Origin of the sequence: Rathayibacter sp. VKM Ac-2805 (genome assembly GCF_009834265.1) — a bacterium.
Taxonomy (GTDB): Bacteria; Actinomycetota; Actinomycetes; order Actinomycetales; family Microbacteriaceae; genus Rathayibacter.
This window is the reverse complement of record NZ_CP047185.1, coordinates 3,340,279-3,354,064: the sequence shown is the minus strand read 5'-3', so window position 1 is coordinate 3,354,064 and position 13,786 is coordinate 3,340,279. Positions and strand designations below refer to the sequence as shown.

Here is a 13,786-nt window from a genome sequence, read left to right as displayed (position 1 = left end):
AGGATCCGCACCGTGCTCTCCCTCTTCCTCTCCGCCGCCGGCCAGGTGGCCCTCGTCGCCGTGCTCCTCGGAGCAGGCCTGCCCGTGCTGTTCGCCGTCGGCGTCCGCTCCTTCGCCGTCGCCGCCGGTGCTCCCGCCTCGGGCGGGTCCGACGCGCCCGCGGTCCCGAGCGGTCTGCCCGCCCCGGTGCTGCGCGGGATCGGCGTGCTCTGCTTCGCCCTCGTCGTCGGCTCCGTCGTGATCGGCCTGAGCGTCATCATCGCGACGGGCCTCGGCCAGTCGGTGAGCTTCGAGCACGTGATCCCGACCTTCGTGCCCAAGGGCTGAGCATGGCCTCGACCGATCCGATCGCGGCGCGGGAGGGGATCGTCGCCCGCGTGGTCGGCTGGCTGCGCGCGGGCTACCCGTCCGGCGTGCCGGAGCAGGACTACCTGCCGCTGCTGGGCCTGCTGCGCCGCAGCCTCACGACGGACGAGGTCGAGCAGGTCGTCGCGCGGCTCCTGTCGGAGTCGGAGCGGGCCGAGACGGTCGTCTCACGGGCCGTGGTCCGCGAGCGGATCGAGCAGCTGCTGCTCGGACCGGCGATGCCCGAGGACGTCGCCCGCGTCTCCTCGCGGCTCGCGAGCGCGGGCTGGCCGCTGGCGGGCCCGGAGTCGCTGGCCGAGCCGGACACCCGCGAGGGCCTGGTCGCGCGCATCGTCCGCTGGCTGCGCGCCGGCTATCCGGCCGGGCTGCCCGAGCAGGACTTCGTGCCGCTGCTGGCGCTCCTCCGCCGCCGTCTGAGCGACGAGGAGGTGGCCGAGGTGGCCGCCGGTCTCGCCGCCGACGCGCCCGCCTCCCGCGCGGACGTCGGCACCGCGATCGCCGGAGTGACCTCGGAGCTGCCCTCGGAGGAGGACATCGAGCGCGTGCGCCGGTCGCTGGCCGCGCTGGGCTGGCCGGAGGAGTTCGCGAGCTGACGCACCGCGGCCCGGATCTCGAGCCGCAGGAGTCCGCGAGCCGATCCGCCGCTGTCGCCGGCGATCCGGCCGGAGAGGCCGCTGGCCGACCGCGCCGCGATCCCGGGCGGTCCAGCCGTCGAAGGGTGACCCCGCCGGGACCAGGACGCGGACGCAGCGGCGGGCCGGGCCCGCCGTGAGCGGGCGGGACGAGCGCTGGAGCGTGTCCTCGGGCGGGCGACAGGCGGCCGCCCGGTCGGCAGGGGAGTCGCGGGGTCACGACGCGCGCCGTGCGCCGTCCTAGGTTCGGTCCGGGTCCGGATCGGCTGCGCAGCCGGCTGCCGGACCGCCGCCCGACCGGAAGGACAGCCCCATGACCGCACCCACCATCGTCCTCGTCCACGGAGCGTTCGCCGACGCCGCGAGCTTCGCCCCGGTCACGCGGATCCTGCTCGACGCCGGCCACGCCGTGCGCGTCCCGGCCGTGCCGAACCGCAGCCTGCTGGGCGACGCGGAGTACCTCCGCTCCTTCGTGGAGCAGCTCGACGGGCCGGTCCTGCTGGCGGGCCACTCCTACGGCGGCGCCGTGATCACGGTGGCGGGCGCCGCCGAGAACGTGGTCGGCCTCGTCTATCTCGCGGCCTACGCGCTCGAGGAGGGGGAGAGCCTCGGGCAGCTGCAGGGCGCCTTCCCCGACTCCGACCTCCCGGCGAACCTCGTCTACACACCGTTCCCGATCGACGGAGCGGAGCCGGGCACGGACGTGTCGGTCGCGGTGTCGGCGTTCCCGGAGGTGTTCGCGGCCGGGATCGATCCGGCCGAGGCGGCCGTGCTCGCGGTCGGCCAGCGCCCGCTCGCCGCTCTGGCCTTCGGTGAGGCCGCTCCCGTCGCCGCCTGGCGGACCCGGCCGAGCTGGGGCGTCGTCGCGGCCGCGGACCGGACGATCAACCCGGACGTCGAGCGGTTCGGCTACCGGCGGGCGGGCGTGCGCTCGGTCGTCGAGCTCGACGCGCCGCACCTGGTGATGCGCTCGCACCCGGAGGAGGTCGCGCGGGTCATCACCGACGCCGCGGCGGAGCTGAGCTGACCGCGGAGTCTTACCGATCGCGGAGGGGTGCGCTGCGTTCCGGTGCGCTCCTCCGCACCCCGCCGCGCACCACCCCCACCCTGAAGCACGCCCCGCCGATCTAGGTACTCCCGCCGCGGATCTAGGTCGGCGTCGCGTGGAGCCTGGCCCGCCGCCTCCCTAGCCTCGAAGGGAGAGAAGGGCGGGATCGTGGACACGGACACCGCACGGCTCGGCGCCTACCTCCGGGGGCACCGCGACCGGCTGCGCCCCGACGAGGTCGGCCTGGGGACCGACGGACGTCGCCGGGTCAGCGGGCTGCGCCGGCAGGAGGTCGCGGTGCTCGCGGGGATCAGCCCGGACTACTACCTGCGGCTCGAGCAGGGCAAGGACCGCCGCCCCTCGGCGCAGGTCCTGGACGCTCTGGCCCGCGCGTTCCGTCTCGACGCGGACGGGCGGGACTACCTCTTCCGGCTCGGCGGGCACGCCGCGCCGCGCCGCTCGCCGGGCTGGGCACAGGCCGGGCCGACGCCGGCGCAGGTCGGCAGCCTGACGAGCATGGTCTCGTCCTGGACCACGACGCCCGCCTACGTGGTCGACCGCTACCAGGACCTCGTCGCCGTGAACGAGCTCGGCCGCCTGTTCCTGCCCTTGGCCTGCGAGCAGGGGACCAACATGATCGAGGCCGTCATCGACGCCGCGGCGCTCGAGACCGACGCCGAGCGGCACGAGGACTGGGACCGCACGATCGCCGTGATGGCGGCCGCCCTCCGCTTCCACTCCGACCCGGCGGACCCGCGCCTGCGGGTCCTGGTCGCCTCGCTCGGCGGCCGCTCGCGGGTCTTCCGCCGCGTCTGGGCGAGCCAGGAGGCGTATCCGCTCCGCGAGGGCTCGTCGCCGGTGCGCGTCGACCCCTTCGGCTTCATCGCCTTCCGCTGGCAGACCCTGGAGGTGCACGGAGGCGACCACTTCCTGACCTCCTTCTTCGGCGCCCCCGGCAGCGCCGCGGCCGCCGCGATCGATTTCATCCGGGCCCGCCACCGGGTCGAGGAGTGTCTGCGCGAGGGTGCGATACTCGACGCGTGAAGCGGGACGCGCTCGTCGTCGGTCGGGGATCGGAGCTCGCGCGGCTCCGTCTGATGGTCGACGGCATCGCCGCCCACGGGTCGGCGCTCGTCATCGACGGGGACGCCGGGGTCGGCAAGACCACCCTGGTCGAGGAGGTCGTCGCCTACGCCCGCGCACGCGACGTGCGGGTGCTGCGGACCGCGGGCTCCGCAGCGGAGTCGGGCGACCAGTACGCGGCGCTGCAGCTCCTCCTGCACCCGCTCCGCCCGGGCCTCGACGGCCTGCCCCTGCCGCAGCGGGACGCGCTCCGCGTGGCCTTCCACCTGGCGGACGGAGTGCAGCCGACGCCGCTCCTGGCGGGCCTCTCGGCCCTGACCCTCCTGAGCGACGCCGCCGCCGATCGGCCCCTGCTGGTCGTCGTCGAGGACCTGCACCGGATCGACCCGGAGTCGGCGTGGGCGCTGCGGATGCTCGCCCGGCGCATCGGCGAGGACCGCGTCGTCGTCGTGATGACGACGCGGGACCGGCCCGAGGAGGACTCCGGCCTCGAGCACCTCCACCTCGGGCCGCTGTCGGCCGCCGACTCGGCCGCCCTCCTCGACACGCTCCCGCATCCTCCTCGCGGCGCCGCCCGGCGCGCTCTGCTCGACCTCGCCCGCGGGAATCCGCTCGCCCTGGTGGAGCTGACCGGGCGCGACCCGTCCGCCGACGAGGCGGAGGACCGCGCGGTGACCGGACGCCTCGAGTCGGCCTTCGCCGAGCGCTTCGCGGAGCTCGACCAGCCCTCGCGGCTCGCCGTGCTGGCCGTGGCGCTGGGCGACGTCGCGACGGCGGAGGAGGCGAGCCGGCTGGCGAACCTGGCGATCGGCCGCCACCCCGACCCCTCCTGGATCGACAGGGCCGTCGCCGCGTCGCTGCTCAGCTGGACGCCGGGGAGCGGACTCCGCTTCCGGCACCCTCTCGTGCAGTCCGCGGTGACGAGCGTGAGCCGACCCTCCGAGCGCGCCGCCGTGCTCCGCACGCTCGTCCAGGAGCACCGCGACGACCCGAGCCGGACGCTCTGGTGGCGGTCGGAGCTCGCGACCGGCTCGGACGGGCCGGTCGGCGAGGAGCTCGCCGGTCTCGCGGCGTCCGGCCTCGCGACGGGCGACGTCGTCCTTGCGGCTCAGGCGATGGAGCGGGCGGCGGAGCTGACCCCCGCGGGGCCGCTGCGCGTCTCGCGCCTGATCGACGCGGCCGAGTACTCCGGACTCGCCGGCCGGACCGCGGAGGCGGCGCTGCTCGTGCACCGCGCGGCGGGCGAGACCGTCGATCCGGTGCTCACCGCCCGCGCCGCCTGGACGCGCGAGACGCTGCCGACCGGGCGCACGGCCCTCTCGCGGGGAGACCTCTCGCCCGCGCTCGCCGCGGTGACCGCGCTGCAGAGCCACGGAGCCGTCGACGCCGCGACCGCCGCGCTCCTGCACCTCGCCGCCATCGCCTGGGACCACAACCGAGAGGCGTCGCCGGGCGAGCCGATGATCCAGGCGGTGCGCGCGCTCGCCCTCGACGACTCCGACCCGCGCGCCGTCCTGCTCGCGGCGGTCACCGAGCCGATCGCCCGCGGCGACGAGGTCGTCCGCCGGGCGCTCGCGGCGGCCGGCGGGGCGAGCGGTCCGGAGGAGGCGTGGTGGCTCGGCTACGCGCTGAACACGGCGGGCGAGGTCGAGGTCGCCCGGGAGCTCCTGGAGGAGGCGATCACCGGGCTGCGCGCGCGCGGCGACATCCGGATCCTCCCGCAGGCGCTCCTCGCCGCCTCGATGACCACGTCGCTCGCCGGCCGCTTCTCGCGCGCCCGCTCCTTCGCCGAGGAGGCGCTCGTCCTCGGGAGCGACCTGGGGGACGTCGGCTTCGAGACCGCCTCCCGGGCCTGCCTGGCCTGGTTCGACGCGATGGAGGGCGTCGCGCCCGATCCCGAGGCGATCAGCGCAGGGAGCGCGATCGGCGCGGCCGTCCTCTGCTCGAGCGTGATGCGGGCGACTCTCCGCGGATCGAGAGCGGCGGTGGCGGTCCTCGAGTCTCGACCGGGCGACGCCGTGCCGGAGCTCCTGCCCCTCCTCGACACGGACGACGACTCCCTGAACCCCGGCTTCGCGATCCTGACCACGCCCGATCTCGTCGACGCGGCTCTCGCGACCGGGGACGTCGGAGTCGTGCGCCTGCACGCCGCGAGGCTGGAATCGCTCTTCGAGCGCTGGCACCAGCCGATGATCGAGGCGGCGGTGCGCTACGCGCAGGTCGCGGTGGCGCTCGCCGATGGAGCGCCGGACGCCGCGGCCGGGCTGCTCCGCCGGACTCCGCCGCCGCTCCCGTACGTGCGGGCGCGGGCGCTGCTGCTCGTGGGCGACGGGCTGCACCGGGCCGGTCGGGCGGCGGAGGCGCGGCCCCTCCTCCGCGAGGCACTGGCGATGCTCGAGGAGCTGCCGATCCACGCCTGGGCCGATCGGGCCCGTGACGCGCTCCGGGCCGCCGGAGGGAGGATCGCGGACGCGCCGTCGCCGGCCGCTGCCACGCTGACCCCGCAGGAGCTGCGCATCTGCGCTCTCGCGAGCACGGGGCTGTCGAACCGCGCGATCGCGCAGAACCTGTTCCTCTCGCCGCGCACGGTCGGCGCGCACCTGTACGCGGCGTACCGCAAGCTCGGGATCGGCGGGCGGGGCGAGCTCGCCGCGGTGCTCGGGAGGGACGCGGGCGCCGACGCCTGAGGCCGGACTCCGCTCGCAGGGGCACCCGGCCCCCGTTCGAGCGCAGACGCGCAGGCGCGCCCCGGAACGGCCGGGACGCGCCTGCGAGCGTGCCGCGCTACTCCTGGATGAAGGCCAGCAGGTCGGGGTTGATGACGTCGGCGTGGACGGTCAGCATGCCGTGCGGGTAGCCCTCGTAGATCTTGAGCGTCGAGTTCTGCAGCAGCTCGTGCTGCTTGAGCGCGGCGTCCTTGTAGGGGACGACCTGGTCGTCGTCGCCCTGGGTGACGAGGACGGGGACGGTGATCGCCTTCAGGTCCTCGGTCTGGTCCGTCTCCGAGAAGGCCTTGATGCCCTCGTAGTGCGCGAGCGCGGATCCGGTCATGCCCTGGCGCCACCAGTTGTCGACCACGGGCTGCGAGAGCTCGACGCCCTCGCGGTTGAAGCCGTAGAAGGGCCCGGAGGCCACGGCCTGGTAGAACTCGGCGCGGTTCGCCGCGAGAGCGTCGCGGAAGCCGTCGAACACCGAGATCGGCGTGCCCTCGGGGTTAGCCTCGGTCTGCACCATCAGCGGCGGGACCGACGAGACGAGGACGGCCTTGGCCACGCGGCCCTGGGGCTCGCCGTACTTCGCGACGTAGCGCGCGACCTGACCGCCTCCGGTGGAGTGGCCGATGTGGATCGCGTTCCGCAGGTCGAGGTGCTCGACGACCGCGTTCACGTCGCTGGCGTAGTGGTCCATGTCGTGTCCGGTGCCGACCTGGGTCGAGCGTCCGTGCCCGCGGCGGTCGGTCGCGATGACGCGGTAGCCGTGCGCGTGGAAGAACAGCATCTGCGCGTCCCAGTCGTCGGACGACAGCGGCCAGCCGTGGTGGAAGACGATGGGCTGCGCGTCGGTGCTGCCCCAGTCCTTGTAGTAGATCTCGACGTCGTCGTCCGTGGTCACAAACGGCATCTTCGAACCTCCGTGCTCGTGTCGATCCCGAGCCCGGCCCGGGTCGTGTCCAAGGTGGTGCCTCCCCGGATGAGGGTGGGGAGCGGCTCCACGATAGGCGCGTGGGAGCGCTCCCTGAAGAGCGCGGGGAGATGTTCCGACGATCGTCCAGACCTGGTCGCATGGGCGGTGGCGAGGCCGCCGGCCGCGCACGCCGTGTGGGGTCGGATGACTCGTGACCCGCACCGCGGACGCTGACAGGATCGCGGCGGACGCGCCCTCCCTCGGCGCGCGGATCGGAGGTCGCGATGCCCACGACGACGCCCACGACGACGGCCCTGCCGACGCCCAGGACGACGACGCCCCGGCCGGCGGTGCTCCGGTGACCGTCGAGGACCGCGTCCCGATCGAGCCGCAGGCGGTCGTCGCTCCGCTCAGCCGGTCCGCCGTCTTCCTCTCGCTCGACATCGTCGGCGGGCAGGACGCCGCGGACCGCGTGCGGGACGTCGTCGCCGACGTGGGCGGGATCCTCCGCGCGGTCGGCTTCCGCGACCTGGGCCTGCGCCTCTCCTGCCTGGTCGGGATCGGGAGCGACGCGTGGGACCGCTTCGGCGGGGAGGGGCGCCCCGCGCAGCTGCACCCGTTCAGGGAGGTGGTGGGCGCGGCGCACACGGCCGTCTCGACGCAGACCGACCTCCTGTTCCACATCCGGGCGGAGCGCGACGACGCCTGCTTCGAGTTCGAGCGACTCCTGCTCGACGCGCTCGGCGAGGACGTCGTCGTCCGCGACGAGGTGGTCGGCTTCCGTTACTTCGACAACCGCGACCTGCTGGGCTTCGTCGACGGCACCGAGAACCCGACCGGGGAGGCGCTGCCCCGCGTCGCGCTGATCGGCGCGGAGGACGCGGCGTTCGCGGGCGGCAGCTACCTGGTCGTGCAGAAGTACCTGCACGACCTGACGGCCTGGCACGCGCTCACCACCGAGCAGCAGGAGCGGGTCATCGGCCGGAGCAGGGCCGACAACGTCGAGCGCGAGGACGATCCGGCGCAGCTCTCGCACAAGGGGCTCGCGACCGTGGTCGACGCCGGCGGGACCGAGCACGACATCCTCCGCGACAACATGCCCTTCGGCCGACCCGGCAGGGGCGAGTTCGGCACCTACTTCCTCGGCCTGGCCGCCGACCTGTCGGTGATCGAGACGATGCTGACGCGGATGTTCGTCGGCGTGCCCGCAGGCCGGCACGACCGCCTCCTCGACTTCTCGACCGCGACGACCGGCGGGGTCTACTTCGTGCCCTCGCGGGACGTGCTCGAGGGCCTGGGCGGCTGAGCGCGGCCGGTCGTCGGGGGGCGGATCGAGTCGGATGACCGTGGTGCCGCCCGGGCCGGAGCGGTGGGATCGGAGCAGCGCAGGCGCGCAGGACGATCAGCAGGGAGAACGCCGTGGAACCCGACGACAGCACCGCTCCGCACCACGAGACCCCCGGTTTCGGAGACCCGGACCTCCCCCAGGAGGGGATCGTGAACACCGAGGGCGATCCCTCGGCGAACACGATGACCGGCCCGCAGAACCGCGTCCTGGAGGGACTGTTCCCGAACCAGATCGCCGCGCCCGCGACGGACATCAGCACGCAGCCGTTCTTCTGGTCCTCCTTCAACATCTCGCCGCGGCGGGTGCAGCGGGGAGGCTGGGCGCGCGAGCTCACGCAGGCCGACTTCGCGATCTCGAACGAGATCGCCGGCGTGAACATGTACCTCGAGGCCGGCGGGATCCGCGAGCTGCACTGGCACCAGAGCGCCGAGTGGGCGCTGATGACCAAGGGGAACTGCCGCATCACCACGCTCAGCCGCACCGGCCGGCCCAGCGTCGACGATGTGCAGGAGGGGGATCTCTGGTACTTCCCGCCCGGCCTGCCGCACTCCCTGCAGGGCCTCGGCCCGGACGGGGCGGAGTTCGTGCTCGCGTTCGACGACGGCGAGCAGTCCGAGAGCAACACGCTCCTGCTCACCGACTGGTTCGCGCACACGCCGCCTGACGTGCTGGCGAAGAACTTCGGCGTCGCGCAGGAGGTCTTCCGCGACATCCCGCTGCACGACCTCTGGATCTTCCCGGGCGACGTGCCCGGCGACCTCCAGGCCGACCGGGCCGCGGCCGGGGTGCAGGACGGCGACGAGGCGGTGATCTTCCGGCTCTCCCGCTCCGAGCCCGTGTACCAGAACAGCGGCGGCCGGATCCAGATCGCCGACAGCACGAACTTCCCGGCCTCGCGCACGGTCTCGGCCGCGCTGACGACCGTCGAGCCCGGCTCGATGCGCGAGCTGCACTGGCACCCCAACGCCGACGAGTGGCAGTACTACCTCCGCGGATCCGCTCGGATGACCGTCTTCAACACCGGCCCGCACGCCAACACGACCGACTTCCACGCCGGAGACGTGGGCGTCGTGCGCCGCAACTTCGGCCACTACGTGGAGAACACCGGCGACGACACGCTCGTCTACATCGAGACCTTCAAGAGCTCCCGCTACGAGGAGGTGTCGCTCGCCCAGTGGCTGAGCCACCTGCCGCCGTCGCTGGTCGCGCAGCACCTGAACATCCCGGAGGAGGTGCTGGCGACCTTCCCGCCCGGGACGCAGGGGATCACTCCGCTGCGCTGACGGAGGAACGGGCGGGTCGGACGGAGGGGGACATGGCCGAGGATCACGAGGCGGCGCCGGCGCCGTGGGCGGGGAGGGCGGCGGTGCTGCTGGACCGGCACCTGCGGGTGCTGGCCGCGACTCCGCTCGCGCAGGCGCTCTCGCCCGCCTTCGCCGCGGGAGTGAGCATCGCCCGCTTCACCTTCCTGGACTCGTCCGAGGTCGAGGACCTGCCCTGCTGGGGCTCCGCCGCCGACCAGGTCGCGGCTATGCTCCGGGACTCGCTCGACCGGCACAGGGGGGACCGGGAGTTCCTGACGGTCGTCGGGGAGCTCTCGGCGAGGAGCCCGCGGTTCGCGGACTCGTGGGCGGCCGGGGCGGAGGCCGGGGCGCGCGGCTCGGTCGTGTTCCTCGACACCGTGGTCGGCTCTGTTCCGATGGACTACCGGCTGGTCCGGGACGGCGCGCGCCTCCTGCTCCTGTTCGAGGCGGGTGACGCGACGGATCGCGAGGCTCTCGCCCGGCTCGCGGGCACGCGTCAGGCGCCGGCCGGGGCGGCCAGCGCGGTGCCCGCCTCCGGAGCGGGCCGCAGCGAGGCGAGGACGTCGACGGCCGCGGCCGCCGGAGTCCCCGCTGCCGCGAGGTAGGTCACGACGTACCGGCCCGGAGCGCCGGCGAGCTCCAGGGTCTGCATCTCGAGGTCGAGCCAGCCGAACGGCTCGACGTGGACGCGGATCCACCGGTGGGTGAAGGGGCGGACCTGGTACTCGGCCCAGATCGACCGGAACAGCGGATTCTCGACCGAGCACTCGCCGACGATCTCGTGCAGCCGCGGATCGTCGGGGTCGCTGTAGAACCGCAGCGCGGCGATCAGCTCACGGAAGACCTGGCCCCACGCCTGCAGCTGGTCCGGCGGGTCGCCGTTCGCCACGGCGCGCACGTAGCCGCGGGACGTGGAGAGCAGCATGTTGGCGCCGGGCACGCCCTTGTCGGGGGCGAGACGGCTCATCAGGTCGTTCGCGCCGAGGACGTCGAGGTTGCGGTCGAACGCGTACGCCGGGGTCCTCGGCCAGTGGGCGAGCAGCGACTTCACGCCCTGGCCCGGCGGAGGGGAGTCGGGATCGCGCGGGCCGGGGCGCAGCCGGGCCAGCCGGAAGAGGTAGGCGCGCTCGAACTCGTCGAAGGCGAGCGCCTCGGCGAGGGCGTTCAGCACCTGGTCGGACGGGGCGACCGCGTGCCCCTGCTCGACGCGGAGGTAGTAGTCGCGGCTGATCCGGGCGCGGTCGGCGACCTCCTCGCGGCGCAGGCCCGGCACCCGCCGCCGGGTGCCCGCGGTCGCCACGCCGACCTGCTCCGGCCGCAGCGCCGCCCGGCGAGCGCGGAGGAACTCCGCGAGGGGGCTGCGAGAGCTCATCGTGCGACTCCATCGGATCACCCGCCGGGTCGAGCGGCGGTCGTGCGGGGGTGGGGCCGTACCGGTCGTCCGGTGGGACACAGAGTACCGTCGGGCGCTCGCGGGGCCCACTGCCCTCCTGTGCCTCCTGCCCGGCGCCCACCGGGGGCCGGGCGGTCGGGACGGTTCGACAGAGGGAGCGCTCCGGAGGGTTCCGACAGAGGGAGGAGAGCGCGGCCGCGCCCGGCGGTCAGCATGGGGTCCTCGGAACCCGTCCCTCAGGAGTCGCTATGACGATCAGTGCACTCTCCTCGCCGCCCGCGCACCCGAGCGCACCCGAGGACGTGGTGGTCCGGATGCTGAGCTCGGCGTCGCCCGCGCGGGAGCGGCTCCTGGTGGTCGAGGGCGGGATCGGCTCGGGCCGGACGCACATGCTGCGCTCCGCCGCGGCCACCGCTCGCGCCGCCGGCTGCGAGGTCGTGGAGGTGCGGCCGGACCGGGGCGACGCCGTGATCGGCGCGTCCTCGCTCGCGCTGTTCGCCACGCTGATCGGCCGTCTGCAGCGGGTGCGCGACTCCTCCGCCTCGCCCTGCGACCCCGGCTTCCTGATCGTCGTCGACGACTGGGAGCGGTTCGACGTCGCCGCCCGCGAGACCCTCCAGGCCCTGGTGACCCGGCTGGTCGACGAGGTCGGTGCCGCCTGCCTCCTCGCCACCAGCGACCGTCGCGTCCTCGCCGGCTGGGAGGGCCTCCGGCACCGTCGCACCGAGCCCCTCGACGCGGAGGCGGCCCGCGGCTTCCTGCGCGCCCACGGCGGCCGGCGGCCGCTCGCCGTCGAGGCGCGCCTGCTGCGGGTCGCGGAGGGGAATCCGCTGCTCCTCGACGTCCTCGGGCGGGCCTGGGCCGACGAGGACGCTCCCTCGCCCTTCCCGGTCTACCCGCGGCTCGAGCAGGCCGAGACCCGGGTGCTCGATCTGCTGGCTCCGCTGTCGGAGCCGAGCCGGGAGGCGCTCCTGGTCGCCGCGGTGGCGGGCGCCGAGTTCCCGGAGAGCATCGGGTCGGCCCGCGGAGACGGGGACAGCGCCCTGGTGCAGGCGGGGATCCTGACGGCGGGCGGCCGTGCGTTCCGCGACCCGGTGGTCCGCGCCGTGGTGCTCTCGACGGCGATGCCCCGAGCGCTGCGGGCGGCACGGAGGCGGCTCGCCGAGCGCCCGGAGTCGGCCCCGCACCTCCGCCTGCTGCTCGCGGCGGACGACGCGGCCGGGCCGGAGGAGCGGGCGCGGCTGCTGAGGGACGCGGCGGAGGAGCGACTCCGCGCGGGTCGGCCGCAGGAGGCGCTGCTCCTCCTCGCCGAGGCGCGCTCGAGTGCGCGCGGTGCTGCTCTGCGGGAGGAGCTCGAGACGCGCGCGGCCGCCGTCGCGGCCTTCACCGGCGACGCGGCGGCCCTCGAGCGGGTGGTCGAGCGCTCGCGGGAGGACGGCGGGGTTCCCGGGACCGGCGTCGAGGCGGCGCGGCTGGCCGATGCGCTGCTCCGCACGGGGGACGTGAGCGGGGTCCGCCGCGCGGCCCTCCGGGGGCTCGGCGCTCGGGTGGGGCGAGGGGACTCGGGAGTCGGTGGTGCCTCTCCTGTCTGTGGTGCCTCTCCTGTCGGTGGTGCCTCTCCCTCCGAGACCGACGCCTCCCGCGACGACGCCGGCAGCATCTCCGCCGACCACGCAGCCCCTCACGACGCCGCCGTCGACCTGCTGGCGACCGTCCTCCACATCGCCTGCACGCTCCGCGGCGATCCCGCGTGGTGGCAGGAGGCGCTCGCCGTCGGCGAGGAGCACCCCCTCGATCCCGTCCTGCGCCTGGTGGAGGCCTGCGTGCGGCCGGTCCCTGGCGAGGAGTGGGAGGGTCGCCTGCGGCTCGCCGAGGACTCCGTGGTCACGGGCGACCCGTGGAAGACGGTCGCGCTGCACCTCGCCTGGTCGCTGCTCGAGGTCTCGGACGAGCGCCGCGACCGCCTCGCCGGGCTCCTCGACGGCGGGGAGGAGGCGGACGGCCTGCCCGGCGCCCTCGCCCTCCTCCGCCGCGGCACCACCGCCCTCGACGGCGGTCGCCTCGACGACGCCTCGGCCGACCTCGACCGCGCGGCCGCCCGCGCCGACGACCTGCCCGCCGTGCGCGCGCTGATCGACGCGACTCGCGCCCGGGTCCACGCCGTGCAGGGCGACCGGGAACGCACCCTCGAGTGCGCCGAGCGCGCGACGGCCTGGGCGCTGCGGCACGGAGCGGCGTCGGTCGCGCGCGCCGCCGATCACGCCCTGTGCTCGCTCGACCTCGGCGGCGGCCGTTTCGAGGAGGCGCACGCCCGCTCCTCCTTCCGCCTCGGCGGCGATCCGCTGGAGCTCCTCGACGCAGCCGAGGCCGCCTCGCGCCTCCGCCTGCCCGAGCACTGCGCCGAGCTGGCGGCGGCCGCGGCGGACCTCGCCGCGCGGCCCCTCGCTCCCCGCGGGCGGATGCTCGCCCTCGCGGCGACCGCGGTCCTCGATCCGACCGGCGGCGCGGACGCCCTCTTCGAGCGCTCCCTCGACCCGGCCTCCGAGGAGTGGCCGTTCGAGCGGGCGCGCGTCCAGCTCTGCCACGGCGAGTGGCTGCGCCGCCGGATGCGCCCGCTGGAGGCGCGCACCCGGTTCCGCCAGGCCGCCGCGGGGTTCGCCGCGGTGGGGGCCGAGCTCTGGCTCGCCCGCGCCCGGCACGAGCTGCGGGCGGCGGGCGGAGCGGGGGAGGCGCCGGTCGCCGCCGACCTCAGCGAGCAGGAGCGGCGCGTGGTCTCCCTGGCCGCTGCCGGCCTGTCGAACAAGCAGATCGCCCAGCAGCTCTTCGTCTCGCCCCGCACCGTCAGCGGGCACCTGTACCGGATCTTCCCCAAGCTCGGGGTGACCTCGCGGGCCGGGCTCCGCGACGCGCTCCTCAGCCTCGAGGACGCCCGGAGCGCGTGACGGAGCCGCAGGATCGAGTCATCCGACCTGGTGCCTGCCGCCGCGG

Annotated in this window: 11 protein-coding genes; 9 read left to right on the top strand and 2 right to left on the bottom strand. The window is 75.1% G+C overall.

Features of this window, described 5'->3' with window-relative positions; genetic code table 11:
- Window positions 1-12 precede the first annotated feature (12 nt).
- The 5 genes from GSU40_RS15700 to GSU40_RS15680 all read left to right on the top strand — a co-directional run bounded on the left by GSU40_RS15700 (window position 13) and on the right by GSU40_RS15680 (window position 5,816).
- The gene (locus GSU40_RS15700) at window positions 13-327 is read left to right on the top strand and encodes a hypothetical protein (RefSeq protein WP_160035768.1); all 315 of its coding nucleotides are present in this window, start codon (window positions 13-15) and stop codon (window positions 325-327) included.
- A 2-nt stretch (window positions 328-329) separates the two neighbouring features.
- Entirely contained in the window at window positions 330-959 is a 630-nt protein-coding gene (locus tag GSU40_RS15695; protein WP_104224010.1) for a DUF3349 domain-containing protein, read from the top strand.
- A 352-nt stretch (window positions 960-1,311) separates the two neighbouring features.
- Window positions 1,312-2,025 carry an alpha/beta hydrolase gene (locus GSU40_RS15690; protein ID WP_160035766.1) on the top strand — a complete coding sequence of 238 codons (714 nt, stop codon included), beginning with the start codon at window positions 1,312-1,314 and terminating at the stop codon, window positions 2,023-2,025.
- A gap of 189 nt (window positions 2,026-2,214) precedes the next feature.
- Window positions 2,215-3,090, top strand: a complete 876-nt coding sequence (locus GSU40_RS15685; RefSeq protein ID WP_159940537.1) for a helix-turn-helix transcriptional regulator — start codon at window positions 2,215-2,217, stop codon at window positions 3,088-3,090.
- Window positions 3,087-5,816, top strand: a complete 2,730-nt coding sequence (locus tag GSU40_RS15680) for a LuxR family transcriptional regulator (protein ID WP_160035764.1) — start codon at window positions 3,087-3,089, stop codon at window positions 5,814-5,816. Before GSU40_RS15685 ends, GSU40_RS15680 begins: the two co-directional genes overlap by 4 nt.
- A gap of 97 nt (window positions 5,817-5,913) precedes the next feature.
- Here the strand turns inward: GSU40_RS15680 and GSU40_RS15675 are convergent, their stop codons facing one another.
- Window positions 5,914-6,750: an alpha/beta hydrolase gene (locus tag GSU40_RS15675; protein ID WP_104224006.1), complete on the bottom strand. Its 837-nt coding sequence runs from the start codon at window positions 6,748-6,750 to the stop codon at window positions 5,914-5,916.
- A gap of 214 nt (window positions 6,751-6,964) precedes the next feature.
- Between GSU40_RS15675 and GSU40_RS15670 the strand changes: the two genes are divergently transcribed.
- The 3 genes from GSU40_RS15670 to GSU40_RS15660 all read left to right on the top strand — a co-directional run bounded on the left by GSU40_RS15670 (window position 6,965) and on the right by GSU40_RS15660 (window position 10,010).
- Entirely contained in the window at window positions 6,965-8,059 is a 1,095-nt protein-coding gene (locus tag GSU40_RS15670; RefSeq protein ID WP_348271954.1) for a Dyp-type peroxidase, read from the top strand.
- Window positions 8,060-8,172: 113 nt separating this feature from the next.
- Window positions 8,173-9,384, top strand: coding sequence for a cupin domain-containing protein (locus tag GSU40_RS15665; protein ID WP_244229514.1), 1,212 nt, complete (start codon window positions 8,173-8,175; stop codon window positions 9,382-9,384).
- Window positions 9,385-9,416: 32 nt separating this feature from the next.
- Complete coding sequence (locus GSU40_RS15660) at window positions 9,417-10,010, top strand: hypothetical protein (RefSeq protein ID WP_160035762.1); 594 nt, start codon at window positions 9,417-9,419, stop codon at window positions 10,008-10,010.
- Here the strand turns inward: GSU40_RS15660 and GSU40_RS15655 are convergent.
- Window positions 9,902-10,777 (bottom strand): helix-turn-helix transcriptional regulator, encoded by an 876-nt coding sequence (locus GSU40_RS15655; RefSeq protein WP_160035760.1) that lies wholly within the window; start codon window positions 10,775-10,777, stop codon window positions 9,902-9,904. The two genes, GSU40_RS15660 and GSU40_RS15655, sit on opposite strands and share 109 nt — an antisense overlap.
- 269 nt (window positions 10,778-11,046) lie before the next feature.
- Between GSU40_RS15655 and GSU40_RS15650 the strand changes: the two genes are divergently transcribed.
- Complete coding sequence (locus GSU40_RS15650) at window positions 11,047-13,740, top strand: LuxR C-terminal-related transcriptional regulator (protein WP_160035758.1); 2,694 nt, start codon at window positions 11,047-11,049, stop codon at window positions 13,738-13,740.
- Window positions 13,741-13,786: the final 46 nt, after the last annotated feature.

Excerpts from the sequence above, each read along its gene's own strand:
- GSU40_RS15695 (WP_104224010.1), top strand. The coding sequence starts at position 330 with ATGGCCTCGACCGATCCGATCGCGGCGCGGGAGGGGATCGTCGCCCGC.
- GSU40_RS15690 (WP_160035766.1), top strand. The coding sequence starts at position 1,312 with ATGACCGCACCCACCATCGTCCTCGTCCACGGAGCGTTCGCCGACGCC.
- GSU40_RS15675 (WP_104224006.1), bottom strand. The coding sequence starts at position 6,750 with ATGCCGTTTGTGACCACGGACGACGACGTCGAGATCTACTACAAGGAC.
- GSU40_RS15660 (WP_160035762.1), top strand. The coding sequence starts at position 9,417 with ATGGCCGAGGATCACGAGGCGGCGCCGGCGCCGTGGGCGGGGAGGGCG.
- GSU40_RS15655 (WP_160035760.1), bottom strand. The coding sequence starts at position 10,777 with ATGAGCTCTCGCAGCCCCCTCGCGGAGTTCCTCCGCGCTCGCCGGGCG.
- GSU40_RS15650 (WP_160035758.1), top strand. The coding sequence starts at position 11,047 with ATGACGATCAGTGCACTCTCCTCGCCGCCCGCGCACCCGAGCGCACCC.